14 protein-coding genes are annotated in these 12,868 nt (G+C 49.5%); 5 read left to right on the forward strand and 9 right to left on the reverse strand.

Going from position 1 to position 12,868, the window contains the following annotated elements:
- The 5 genes from EII41_RS00005 to EII41_RS00025 form a co-directional block, all read left to right on the forward strand.
- The coding region (locus tag EII41_RS00005) for a sensor histidine kinase (protein ID WP_148091731.1) at positions 1 to 382 on the forward strand (382 nt) is incomplete at its 5' end.
- A 36-nt stretch (positions 383 to 418) separates the two neighbouring features.
- The gene (locus EII41_RS00010) at positions 419 to 1,108 is read left to right on the forward strand and encodes a response regulator transcription factor (protein ID WP_124788917.1); all 690 of its coding nucleotides are present in this window, start codon (positions 419 to 421) and stop codon (positions 1,106 to 1,108) included.
- Between the two features lie 115 nt (positions 1,109 to 1,223).
- Entirely contained in the window at positions 1,224 to 1,685 is a 462-nt protein-coding gene (locus tag EII41_RS00015; protein WP_124788918.1) for a radical SAM-associated putative lipoprotein, read from the forward strand.
- A gap of 14 nt (positions 1,686 to 1,699) precedes the next feature.
- Positions 1,700 to 2,215, forward strand: a complete 516-nt coding sequence (locus tag EII41_RS00020; protein WP_124788919.1) for a radical SAM-associated putative lipoprotein — start codon at positions 1,700 to 1,702, stop codon at positions 2,213 to 2,215.
- Positions 2,205 to 3,320 carry a TIGR04133 family radical SAM/SPASM protein gene (locus EII41_RS00025; protein ID WP_124789008.1) on the forward strand — a complete coding sequence of 372 codons (1,116 nt, stop codon included), beginning with the start codon at positions 2,205 to 2,207 and terminating at the stop codon, positions 3,318 to 3,320. The genes EII41_RS00020 and EII41_RS00025 overlap by 11 nt, the downstream gene beginning before the upstream one ends.
- On the opposite strand, the gene EII41_RS00030 is transcribed toward EII41_RS00025, so the two are convergent.
- The 9 genes from EII41_RS00030 to EII41_RS00070 all read right to left on the reverse strand — a co-directional run bounded on the left by EII41_RS00030 (position 3,281) and on the right by EII41_RS00070 (position 12,649).
- The gene (locus EII41_RS00030; RefSeq protein ID WP_124789009.1) at positions 3,281 to 5,065 is read right to left on the reverse strand and encodes a chloride channel protein; all 1,785 of its coding nucleotides are present in this window, start codon (positions 5,063 to 5,065) and stop codon (positions 3,281 to 3,283) included. The genes EII41_RS00025 and EII41_RS00030 overlap by 40 nt on opposite strands.
- Positions 5,066 to 5,075: 10 nt before the next feature.
- On the reverse strand, positions 5,076 to 6,476 hold the full coding sequence (locus EII41_RS00035) for a sugar transferase (protein ID WP_124788920.1): 1,401 nt from the start codon (positions 6,474 to 6,476) through the stop codon (positions 5,076 to 5,078).
- Positions 6,476 to 7,039, reverse strand: coding sequence for an L-threonylcarbamoyladenylate synthase (locus EII41_RS00040; RefSeq protein ID WP_124789010.1), 564 nt, complete (start codon positions 7,037 to 7,039; stop codon positions 6,476 to 6,478). The genes EII41_RS00035 and EII41_RS00040 overlap by 1 nt, the downstream gene beginning before the upstream one ends.
- Before the next feature lie 189 nt (positions 7,040 to 7,228).
- Complete coding sequence (locus tag EII41_RS00045) at positions 7,229 to 8,509, reverse strand: DUF4421 domain-containing protein (protein WP_124788921.1); 1,281 nt, start codon at positions 8,507 to 8,509, stop codon at positions 7,229 to 7,231.
- Positions 8,510 to 8,534: 25 nt separating this feature from the next.
- On the reverse strand, positions 8,535 to 9,347 hold the full coding sequence (gene nagB, locus EII41_RS00050; protein ID WP_124750449.1) for a glucosamine-6-phosphate deaminase: 813 nt from the start codon (positions 9,345 to 9,347) through the stop codon (positions 8,535 to 8,537).
- Positions 9,348 to 9,375: 28 nt separating this feature from the next.
- Positions 9,376 to 10,557, reverse strand: a complete 1,182-nt coding sequence (locus EII41_RS00055; RefSeq protein WP_124788922.1) for an FprA family A-type flavoprotein — start codon at positions 10,555 to 10,557, stop codon at positions 9,376 to 9,378.
- A gap of 38 nt (positions 10,558 to 10,595) precedes the next feature.
- Positions 10,596 to 11,441: a prolipoprotein diacylglyceryl transferase gene (lgt, locus tag EII41_RS00060; protein ID WP_124788923.1), complete on the reverse strand. Its 846-nt coding sequence runs from the start codon at positions 11,439 to 11,441 to the stop codon at positions 10,596 to 10,598.
- Positions 11,442 to 11,526: 85 nt separating this feature from the next.
- The gene (locus EII41_RS00065) at positions 11,527 to 12,423 is read right to left on the reverse strand and encodes a diaminopimelate dehydrogenase (protein WP_124788924.1); all 897 of its coding nucleotides are present in this window, start codon (positions 12,421 to 12,423) and stop codon (positions 11,527 to 11,529) included.
- A gap of 22 nt (positions 12,424 to 12,445) precedes the next feature.
- A complete protein-coding gene (locus EII41_RS00070) occupies positions 12,446 to 12,649 on the reverse strand; it encodes a hypothetical protein (protein ID WP_124750445.1) in 204 nt (67 codons plus the stop codon).
- Positions 12,650 to 12,868: the final 219 nt, after the last annotated feature.

Consider the following 12,868-nt stretch of genomic DNA (forward strand, 5'->3'; position numbering starts at 1 on the left):
CACCACCGAAATGCCCGAACGTTGCTACGTCATCGGCGACCGGGGAATGATCGCGACCGTGTTGCGTAACCTGATTAATAATGCCGTCAAATTCTCACACCCCGACAGCGAAATACATATATCACTCGTCAGCAAGAGAACATCAGTCCTTATCAGTGTAAAAGATTCGGGTACAGGTATGACGGAAGCACAAGTCGAAACCATACGCGGCGGAGCGGTATCCGGCATCTCGTCGGCCGGCACGCAGGGCGAGAAAGGCAGCGGGCTTGGACTGATTATCTGTAAAGACTTTCTTCGCCGCAACGGCAGCCGTCTCGTAATCGAAAGTCGAAAGGGCGAAGGAACCCGCATGAGTTTCGAACTGAATCAAGTAAATTTTTGAACGTAAGATAATTTCTGTTTATAACCGAAAAATAATATGGACGGATTACGCATTGCATTAGTAGATGACCACGAACTTTTTCGTCTGGGAATACGTACCACACTTGGTCAAAGCGAAGACATCAAACTGCATGTGCTATATGAGGCAGGATCGGGTACCCTGTTTTTTGATCTACTCGAAAAAGAAACGCCTCCGGACATTGTTCTGCTGGATATTATGCTGCCGGATATCTCCGGAGTCGAAATCGCGCGACGTTTAAAAAACGATTATCCATCCGTCAAAATCATTATTCTCTCGTCCGAAGTATCGGAAGAGTTAATCACCGAGCTGCTGGATATCGGTGTGAACGGGTATATGAGTAAGCTGGGAAGCCAAGACGATTTGTTGCGAGCTATCCGGATGGTCTATCAGGGTAATCCGTATTACGGCCACAGCGTCTCGAAAATGATGTACGATATCTATCTACAACAGCGTTATATGCAGGAAAAGCCGAAGACTCGCTTTTTTCAGAAAAAAGAGGCTCCCTCCGACCGACTTTCGGAAAAAGAAATTATGGTCCTGAGCTTATTGGGTGATGGGCTGTCAGTAAAAGAAATGGCCGATAAAATGAATGTCAGTCCACGTACAATCGATACGCACAAAAGCGCGATCCTCAATAAACTGGGCTTTAAACATACGATCGACCTGATAAAATATGCTATCCGTGAAGGGATCGTGAAACTGTGATTCTCGACGACCGGATATTTTACAAGAGCACAGATCTGCTAAAAAATGATTTTTTTGTTTCATGGCAGCGTTTGGCGTATTTTTGCCGTCATGATAGTATATAAAAAGCTACAACATGAAAAAGATCGGACGTAAATTTTTGAAAGGCACGAACTGGGCACTGGCCGGGTTACTGTCGTTTTTAGGGTTTTCAGGGTGTGACCAGATCGGGGCAGATGAATATGGGACTCCCCATGCCGAATACGAAGTGAAGGGTACGGTAACCGACGAAGTCGGCAAAGCGATATCGGATATTCAAGTCGATCTTGCCCAACGTGTACAGGAATATCGCTATATCAAGTTAGGCTCCCCCTCGATAACGAACAGGGCCGGGCATTATGCCGTCTCTGCCGATACTTTTCCCGGTGAAGAACTAGCTTTGATTGTTACCGACACGGATGGAGAGAAAAACGGTAGTTATGCAACCGATACGATTGCGGTTCGGTTTGAAAAAAAAGATTACTACAAGAAAGGAAAGGGCTGGTTTGAGGGAGCTGCCAGAAAAACTGTCGATATCAAGTTAAAACCGAAGAAATAAAGGAGAATCAGAAGATGAAAAAGTGGAATCGCAGGTTCGTGAAGGGTACGAACTGGGCCTTGGCGGGGTTACTGTCGTTGCTCGGTTTCTCATGCAGTAAAGAAAACGGAGGAGAAATGCCGCTTGAGTATGGCACACCTTACGCCACGTTTTCCGTTTCGGGAAACGTGACGGACGAGAGTGGTAAGGCGCTTCCCGGTATTCGCGTAGTCGTTCCCGACGTGGTGCATATTACGGCGGCGAAGGCTTCTTTTGTTCCGAGTCAGCCCAGTCATCGTGTACCTGTGCGAGATACGACATACACTTCGTCGAAAGGGACGTTTGAATACACGTATAACGGTTTCCCGACAGATACGGTACTTGTGAACATGCAGTTTGAAGATGTGTCTGCGCATCCGGTCTATGAAAAGCAAGAAGGAACAGCCGTATTCGTATCGTCAGAAGCAAAAAACGGAAAAGGTTGGGATCGCGGTCAGATAAAGAAAGAAGTTAGAGTCACGTTGAGAAAGAATAACAATGATGGAAAGTAAGCCGGGGCTACGCAAGCGACTGGCGCTCGAAGCTTTTCGCAAGATGCATCGCAATCGTGTGAAGCTACACGAATTGCGGACACTCTTTTGGGAATGTACGTTGCGCTGCAATGTAGCATGTCGTCATTGCGGGAGCGACTGTCGCGTGTCGGCGGTACATCCCGATATGCCTGCGGCAGATTTTCTGCGGGTCATTGATGAAATCACCCCTTTTGTCGACAGACATAAAGTGCTGGTGATTTTTACCGGTGGAGAAGCGCTTGTACGTCCCGACATCGAAGCATGCGGACGCGCGCTTTACGACCGTGAATATCCGTGGGGCATCGTATCGAACGGAATGTTGTTCGTGCAGCGATTGAATGGGCTCCTTGCCGCGGGGATGCGTTCGGCAACGATCAGCTTTGATGGCTTCGAGGAGTCACACAACTGGCTTCGAGGCAATCCCCTCAGTTTTTGCCGAGCCGAACAATCGGTGAAGGCATTGGTGCAAACGGAAGGAGTGAATTGGGACATTGTCACCTGTGCGAATCGCAAGAACTTCGATGAGCTGCCGCGCTTTAAGAAATATCTGCGCGGTTTAGGCGTGAAGCAATGGCGAATCTTTACCGTCTTTCCTGTCGGACGCGCTGCTGATGTGCCGGAATTACAGTTGAGCAGCGTGCAGTTTGTACAACTGATGGATTTTATCCGTGAATGCCGTCGTGAAGGTTTTCGTGTATCGTACGGCTGCGAAGGCTTTTTGGGAGGCTACGAAATGGAGGTGCGCGATCACTTTTATGAATGCAGTGCAGGTGTCTCGACCGCGTCGATACTGGCCGACGGCTCTATCTCCGGTTGTCCGAGCATCCGTGCAAACTTTCATCAGGGAAATATCTACCAAGACCGGTTTATCGACGTCTGGGAAAACGCGTTCGTTCCTTATCGCGATCGTGAATGGGCGCGACGCGGCGCATGTGCCGAATGCAACATGTTCCGGTATTGCGAGGGAAACGGCATGCATCTGCACGACGACAACGGCGATTTGCTCGTCTGCCATCATCGCCGGATCATCGAAGGGCTTACCGCTCAATCGCCTGAGAAAGTCCCGACGAGCACTTCGCGATAAGCATTGAAGATTTTCGACTTCGAGACGAAGCCGATATATTTCCCTTCTTCGTTAACGACCGGCAGGTTCCATGCTTTGGTATCGTCGAAGATACGCATGATTTGTTCCATGGGCATTCCGTCAACGATTTTAGCCGGAGCCGAAACCATAAAGCGCGACACGTGGAAACGTTCGTACAGCTCGGGGCGGAACATGATATTGCGGATATTGTCTACCAAAACGAGTCCTAACAACACGCCGTCTTTATTCACAACCGGAAACATGCTCCGCGAACTTTCGGCGATCGCATTCTTCACAAGATGCCCGAGCGTCATTTCCGGGCGCACGGGGATGAAATCCGTTTCGATAACGCTGTTGACCGTCATCAGTGTCAGTACCGCCTTATCTTTATGATGCGTCAGCAGTTTTCCTTTCTGTGCCAAGCGCATGGAGTAAATACTGTGCGGTTCGAAGGCTCTGATCGTTGCATACGAACTGATGGATACGATCATCAGCGGAAGAAACAAGTCGTATCCGCCCGTCAGCTCGGCAATGAGGAACACGCCTGTCAGCGGAGCATGCATCACGCCGGACATGGCGCCGGCCATGCCCATCAGCGCAAAATTCTTTTCCGACAGTTCGATGGAAGGACCGAAATAGTTTATTATATGTGAGAAGAGAAAACCGGCAATACATCCGATGTAAAGACTGGGCGCAAAGATACCGCCACATCCGCCTCCTCCGTTGGTGGCGGCCGATGCCAACACTTTCGTGAGCAGGATTAAACCCAGAAAGATGATGATGCTCCAGTAACCGATATCAACCTGATGAAACGGACTGCGGTCGATCAGATTGGCAAACCGTCCGTCGAGAAGCGATTCGATCGTGTCGTATCCTTCGCCGTAGAGCGGAGGAAAGAGGAACAGCAGGATACTCAACATCGCTGCACCCAGAATGAATTTTTGCCATTGGTGCGAGAGCTTGCGATACCAGCCTTCGATGCGAATCATGCTGCGGGTGAAATACAGGGAAATGCCTCCGCAGAAAATGCCCAGTAGCAGCACGTACGGGATGCGTCCGACGTGAAACGCCTCGGTTTGTGAGAACTGGAACATGGCCTCGGTGCCGGAAAAGATGTACGACATCGTGGCAGCCGTTACCGAAGCAATCAGCAGCGGCAACACGGAGGTCATGGTCAGGTCGAGCATCAGTACTTCGATGACGAAAACGAGTCCGGCGATGGGTGCCTTGAAAATACCGGCTACGGCGCCGGCCGCTCCGCATCCGACGAGCAGCATCAGGGTCTTTTGCTCCATGCGGAACAGTCGTCCCAGATTCGAACCGATAGCGGCGCCTGTCAACACGATGGGGGCTTCGGCGCCGACAGATCCACCGAACCCGATGGTGACCGAGCTGGCTACTAACGAGCTCCACATGTTGTGCGGCTTGATCCGGCTCTTCCGTTGCGAGATCGCATACAGGATTTTCGTGACTCCGTGACTAATATCGTCGCGCACGATGTAACGCACGAACAAACCGGCCAGCAAAATACCGATAATCGGATAAACAAGCAGCCAGTAGTTCGCTCCTTCCTGAAAGTGTCCCATCAGCAAGTGCTGGATGGAATGGATGAGGAACTTGAGGATGAGCGCAGCCATCGCGGCGGCGATTCCTACCAAAAAACTGATGAGAAGAATAAAAGTTCGCTCTTTGATATGCTTTTCGCGCCAGAGCAGAAATTTATAAAATCGTCCTTCGTTTGTCAATGTTGTCAATTTATACTCCTTTCCCCGTAAATACAATCTTTACGGTATAGATTAAAATCGTAATATCAAGAGCCAGCGACATGTTTTCGTAATAAAGGATGTCGTAGGCGAGACGTTCGATCATTTTGTCGACCGTTTCGGCGTATCCGTATTTCACCATGCCCCATGAAGTGATGCCCGGACGGACATTGTGCAGGAGGTAATAATACGGTGCTTTGCGAACAATACGGTCGATGTAGTAGCGTTGCTCGGGACGAGGTCCGACGAGCGACATATCGCCTCGGAGCACGTTCCAGAACTGAGGTAACTCGTCGAGACGGTACTTACGCAGGAAGCGGCCGAACGGCGTCACGCGCGTATCGTTTTGGGCCGTCAGCATCGGTCCCCGTTTTTCCGCATCGGCATACATCGTGCGGAATTTATATATCGTAAACGGCTTGCCCCTGTATCCGATACGTTCCTGCCGGAAAAGGACAGGACCTTTCGAGCCTTTCCGCACGCGCACGGCAATGTAGGCGTAGAGCGGTGAGAGCAAAACGAGCGCAAGCAGGGCCGCGACCTTGTCGGCCAACCATTTGATGTTTTTGCCAGCTTCGGAAAAATTGTTACTTGTGACGTCGATCAGCGGAATGCCGTGTATGGTCTTCACCTCCGCGCGGGTCAACGGATTATTTTTGTCTGCCCAGATTTTGATGGGGCATTTGTAATGGTAAAGCGAATAGAGGATGCGTATGGCCTCTTCGTGGCGTTCGGGATCGGGAACGAGGATCAGTTCGTGTACCGAGCTTGTGGTCATAAGTTCGGGCAAATTGTCCATGGTGCCGGCTATCTCCTGCGGGTCGATGACCATATCGGCGGGCGCATGATCTTGTACGAAACCGAGCACCCGGTAACCTAACCTTGTCAGATCATTACGCACCCGGAGCGCTTGTCGTCCCGTTCCGATTACCAATACGTTCGTTGCCCATTTCCGTAGCTTCACCATGTGAAGAGCGTGGCTCGTTATCAGATAACGACACGTATAAGTGAGGATGAACTGCAACGCACCGAACGAGAAGAATATCTTGTAATAGATTTCAAAAGAACGAGGTAGGTCGTTGAGGATAACGGAAAAGAAAATCAGAACAACTCCGACGGTAATGCTGACGAATGTCGTGAACCATTCGATGATACGCGACTTCCCGAAAGGACGGTTGTAGTACCCCGAAAGATAGTACAACGCAAGCCAGAAGAGCGGGATAAAGAGCTGCATCTTAATGACCTTATGAAAGGTCAGAAACTGGCCTAAAGAATGAAAACCTTCGTACTGTGCTACTTCGTAGTAGCGCAGTATATTTATGACGCACCACACGATGGCCGCCGTCACGAAATCGGAAAGGAGGTATTTCAGTCTTTGCCTGTGCTTGTTCATTATTCCCGTATTACTTGAATCAGTCCGCCCCGTCCGACTTTGATGATGCCTGACGGCCGTGCCTGTATCTGCTCCGTCTGCCGATAGCGAACGATGTAATCTACTCCGTCACGGATCGATTGCGGGATGTCGCAGTACGATGCGGGCGAAGGTTCCCCGCTTTTATTGGCCGAAGTAGAAACGACAGGTCTGCGAAACCGTTCGCACAGGTTGTGTGAGAATCGCTCGCGTGTGATGCGTATGCCTACGCTTCCGTCTTCGCCCACCAAGTTAGGCGCTAAGTTTTTGGCATTGGAATAAATGATGGTCAGCGGCTTGTCGGAAAGTTCGATCAGGTCCCATGCCACATCGGGCACTTCGTCTACGTAGCCGTTCAGTTTGGCGGGATTGTCGACCAGTACCAGCATCGCCTTATGGTCGGCGCGTTGCTTCAGCTCATACACTTTACGCACGGCTTCCTCGTTCGTCGCGTCGCAACCGATGCCCCAGATCGTATCCGTCGGGTAGAGAATCAGTCCGCCTGCCTGTAACACCCGGCATGCTTTTTTTAAATCGTCTGTTATGTTTTCCGTTATTTTTTCCATGCTTTTTAGAAAAGACAAAAGTAGAAAAATATTAAATGAGCTCCAAAATTATACCGGAGAAACGACGGGAGACTTGGATGGCGGTTTCTGATGAAACGTGGATAAGCCGATAAGATGAAGAAGAGCGTCCGTTAAAAAGGAGGAAAATACAGCGTATTGGGAGCTTTATTAATCCATATTCAAAAGTTTGAAAACCATTTCGTTGAATCGGTCTACTTTAAATTTGTAGCCAATGTATAAAATGCCTGTCGTATTGCTTTTTCTGAAAATAAATCGTCCGGTTTGGAGGATATCAAGCTCATTATGCGCATGCAGTCCGATGAAAAAGTTCTTATTGTAGTAACATGCCCCTAACCGTGCGTAGTTGCATCCGCCGAACGTGGTTTTCCGGGTTGCTCCTTCGTCATGAAGCATTTCGTAGCTATAATGTTTGGCCGATAGCCCGATCATATCCGAGACGAAAAGTACCCAATGTCGACCCGTCACGAAGTTGTAAGAATATCCGGCGGCGACTTCGTACTTGAATAATTTCAGATAGTCGATACCGACCATTTCCGCAGTCCGAGCTACTTCATGTCCGTCTTTTGGGTTCGTTTCGAAGTTCATATCGAGCCGGTAATCCGAGTAGGTAAGTGCGAAGGCGAAGGTGCCCGCACTCTTAATTTGCCGGTAGACGGGGTTGATCGTGTTTCCGTATGCCATTTTGCGGCCGTTGGTAAAGAAACTTACTTGTGCGGAGCGGGAACGGAAATAACTTCCGCCCAATCGTGTTTCGTCCGGCGCGGAGTCTTCATAGTTCGAGGTGTGTAACTCTTTCAACCAATAGGCTTCGAGGTTGAGGGCGAAGAAACGTGTGTACGTATTGAAACTGAATCGTTCATTGCTGCTTTTGCGCGTTCTGTTCAGGCCGATGCTGTATCCTCCGGAGAAGATGTTCCACCCTAAATCGAATCCGATATATTCGAGCGGTTCGGAGCGAAACAATATTTCCCTGTTTCGGTTGCTCAGAGGAGAAATCCCGAATCTCGGTGCCTGAATCGTGTTGATGATACGAACTTTGAGCATATTACCTTCGTATTTCAGATAGGCTGAGTCCGGCTTGTTCTTTGCTTGTTGTCGGGCATATCTTGCGTACAGTTCGGAGGCGAAAGGGCTGAACGGTTTCGTTCCATCGGGTTCTTGTGCGTACAGGCTGTACGGAACGGTCAACAGTATGGCTGCAATCACGCAGACAGTAAGTCGGTAAAAGCCGATAAACGATTTAGCACAACCGTACTTCGCACCGCTTGCGTGAGTTACCCGGTGTAAAAAAGAGAACCGATGGTCAAACTCTCCCAAGAAGTTCTTATACCCGAAGGTTATCGGGTAGCTTGTCTCTTTCAATAGCCGAAGTTTATCAATCATCTCCGAAGATATTAAAAAGGCTGTGCCGAGAATCCATTTCGACACAGCCCGATCTTTACTTACGGCCTGTTTATTTCAGCAACGATTTCGGATCGAGGTTGTTTTTCTCGATATCCTTGAAATAGTTGTACGTTCCGACTTTGATTTCGGCACATGCGGCCTCGTCGCATACGATGATACCCTTCGGATGCATCTGCAAGGCCGTGATCGTCCACATCTGATTCACACTGCCCTCGATGGCTTGCTGCAAGGCGCGCGCTTTGTTATGACCGTTGGCGAGGATAACGACCTCTTTCGCGTCCATAACCGTTCCGACGCCGACGGTGAGCGCCGTTTTCGGCACCTTATTCACATCGTTGTCGAAGAAACGCGAATTGGCGATGATCGTATCGGTTGTCAACGATTTGATACGGGTGCGCGATGTCAGCGACGACCCCGGTTCGTTGAAAGCGACGTGCCCGTCCGGGCCGATGCCTCCGAGGAACAAGTCGATTCCTCCTGCTTTACGGATCCGTTCTTCGTAACCGGCACATTCGGCTTCGAGGTCTTTGGCGTTACCGTCGAGGATGTTTACGTTCTTTTCCTGAATGTCGACATGACTGAAGAAGTTCTTCTTCATAAACGTATGGTAGCTCTCCGGATGATCTTCGGGGATGCCTACATATTCGTCCATGTTGAACGTAATCACGTGTTGGAACGAGATTTTCCCACTCTTATACAGGTTGATCAACGCTTTATACGTACCCAGCGGCGACGAGCCTGTCGGCAATCCGAGTACGAACGGTTTTTCGGCCGTCGGTTTGGCCTGAATCATTTTTGCGGCGATATAATTCGCTGCCCATTGAGATATTAACTCGTAAGTCGGTTCAATAATTACTCTCATAAGAATATATATTGGATTAGTTTAGTTGTTACTTGTTTTTCTTTAACGCTTCCGCCATCGACCGGCCGAGGGAAATACATTCCTCTTCCGAACTGATGCTTTGTTTCTGTTCGACCGGAGTGCCGATGCACTCCCATTTCATGCTCTCTCCGAATGCTCCCAATCGTTTGACGGCCGCACCGGCCCAGGTGAACGAACCGAAATAGCCATATACCCTGTTTTTGATTTCGCGCAGTTCGATTTTCTGAAGCAACGCGTCAATTTCGGGGAACAACTGATTGCTGTAAGTCGGACAACCGATAATTACGCCCTTATAATTGAATAAGTCGCGCAGGATATAGGAAGAATGGCTCTTGCTCACGTTATGCATGGCGATGTTTTTGACACCTCCTTCGGCCAGTGCCGTCGCGATGGTCTCGGCCATCAGTTCGGTGTTTCCGTACATGCTTCCGTAAACGAGCGTCACTCCTTCGATGCCTTCGTAGCGGCTGAGACGGTCGTAAATTTCAATGACGCGACCGCGTTGTTCCGTCCAGACAGGGCCATGCGTCGAACAGATCATTTGCACATCGATTCCCGAAAGTTTCTGCAACGCTTTTTGCACCGGGCCACCGTATTTTCCTACGATATTCGAATAGTATCGCATCATTTCGCTCCAATAACGGTCCGTATTCATCTCCGTATCGAGTACTCCTCCGTCGATAGTGCCGAACGTACCGAAAGCATCGGCCGAGAACAGTACTCGTTCCGTTTCTTCGTACGTAAACATCACTTCCGGCCAATGTACCATCGGAGCCATGTAGAATGTCAGCTTATGTGTGCCCAAATCGAGGCTCTCGCCGTCTTTTACTTCATGCAGTCCTTCCGTGATGTTGTGATAGCCGGCCAGCATGCCGAACGTCTGCCGGTTTCCGACAATCTTCATGTCCGGATACTGCTGGCGCAGCAGGCGGATACTTCCCGCATGGTCCGGCTCCATGTGACCGACAATGAGATAATCGAGCGTGCGCCCATTTAAGATTTTGGCGATTTTTTTGAAAAACATATCTGAGTAGCAGATATCGACGGTATCGACGAGCGCGGTTTTCTCGCCGTCGATCAGGTACGAATTGTACGAAACACCACCCGGAAGCGGCCAAATGTTCTCAAACAATTGTTTCTGGCGGTCATTGACGCCTACGTAATAAATATTCTTCGCAATAGCTTTCATATCGTGTATATTAGCCTCATATATAGAATTAAAATTGTTTATGTCCTGTTGGGTTTTACGATGTTGAGATTCGAATGTCTCCATGCTCGCACGATGAAATAAATGCCCATCACGATGAACGGGATACTCAGGCATTGTCCCATGTTGATCGGCATGGCCGCCTCGAAGTCTTCCTGATTATTTTTCAGAAACTCGATAAAAAACCGTGCCGTAAAGATACAAATCATAAAGATACCGAAGATCAAACCTTCTTTTTTCCACGCATCTTTCTTGAAGTAAAGCCACATGCAGAGTACGAACGTAAGCAGATAGCAGGCGGCTTCGTAAATTTGCGTCGGGTGAGAGGGTGCCGAGAAGATCGGCTCCGCGCCTTGTCGCCATGCGTGCAGATTTTCAATGAACCGGAAACCCCACGGGAGATCGGTCGGCAGACCGTACACCTCGTGGTTCATCAAGTTGCCGATGCGTATCAGAGCGGCAACGAGTCCCGTCGGTACGACGAGTTTATCGAACGTCCAGAGCATGCTTTGTCGTGATACGTGTTTGGAATAGAAATAGATTGCGACAATAATCCCGAGTACTCCTCCGTGGCTGGCCAAACCGCCTTCCCAGACTTTCAGGATCTCGAAGGGATGGGACAGATAGTAGCCCGGATCGTAAAAAAGACAGTGTCCGAGGCGCGCGCCGACGACTGTACCGCCGAGGGTATAATAAAGCAGCGGATCAATCCATTTCGGATTGATGTTTTCGCGTTTCCACATCCGCTCCACGATTTTATAACCGATGCCGAACCCGATGATAAACATCAACGAGTACCAGCGTATTTCCTTCGATCCGATGGTGAAAATTGCCGGGTCTGCTGTCCAAGTGATTTCTGATAACATGTTCTTATAAGCTGATAATCGAAGCCGCAGGCCACCATTATCCGATAAATTGATTTGTTCGTATTTTTGTTGATTTAGATGCGCATTAAACGAGTTTCTTGATCCATTCTTCGCGATCGCCGGGGAGCAAGTCGATCACCGGTATTTCGATCATCGTGTAAGCGCCGGGGGGCTGTTTCATCGATGCCCGGGCGGACGCTACGAGAATCTGAGCCGTCAAAGCGGGGTTGTTGATCTTCATATCGAACGCGATCTGCTGATTTTGCGTTTTGCCCGAAGCGCCTTTGCGAACGAGATGAACGCCATGTCCCATGTCTTGTAAATCTTCGACCGAATCGACTTGCATCACGTGTGTCTCGTCGTGTGCGAAGTAGTCGTCTTTCTTGATGGCTTCGGCAACGGCAGCAAAGTCATGTCCCTCGTCCAACTCGATGTAAACCATCCGCCGATGAACGCCCGTGCCTAACGGAATCGTCATGCTCAACGCCGCTTTAACCCCTGCGATGGCTTTGACGGCGACGGTGTGTCCCATGCTCATGCCGGGCCCGAAGTTGGTGTACGTAATGCCTTTCGGTATGATGGCTTGCAACAAGGCGCGAATGACGGAGTCGCTTCCCGGATCCCAGCCGGCCGATACGACCGATACGACACGATGCTTTTTAGCTTCTTCGTCCAAGGAGCGACGCAGTGCCGCGATCCCGGTATGGATATCGAAACTGTCGACGGTGTTCATGCCGAGTGCGATTGCCTCTTTGGCGTAAGTTTCAACTTGTCGGGTAGGAGTGGCCAGAATGGCGACATCGGTATCGTTCAGTTTTTTCAGAGCGTCTGTTACGAGATAACCGTTCAATTCTGCCGGAACGTTTTCCGGATTGCGGCGTACGATGCCCGCGACCTCAAAATCGGGAGCTGTTTCCAGCGCCTCCAGTACATATTTCCCAATATTGCCATATCCTACGATGGCGGCTCTTATTTTTTTCATTTCTACGTGAATCCGTACTTCTTCATCGAATGGTTTTTATTTCATGTGCCCTGATGGTCGCGCCGGATGATACTTCGGTGCAGTGATCAGGCCGGTCATTCATATCCCCATCTTTTTTATTTTTCTGTTGCCTATCTATCATTTCAATCGGAAAGCGCCCAAAGCGCTTTCTTTGCTCCCCAAACGGGGCGATTTGAGGGTTCAAAAGTATTCTTTTTTTGAACATTCTCCAAGCTTTTGAACGAAAAATATGTATTGGCTGAAAACCGACCGCTGACCGCCGAATATACGAACGCGAATAACGCAAAAGGCGCAAATTAGCGCAAATGAAAACTTGCGAACTTAGCGAAACCCCTTGCGAACCTTGCGGTTTATCCGAATACCGGCGGCTAAACAACAAATACCTAAACAAATTAAACGTTCGAAAGACCGAATGCGCAAAAAC

The sequence above is a fragment of the Tannerella forsythia genome (genome assembly GCF_003860135.1).
In the GTDB taxonomy this organism is placed as follows: Bacteria; Bacteroidota; Bacteroidia; order Bacteroidales; family Tannerellaceae; genus Tannerella; species Tannerella forsythia_A.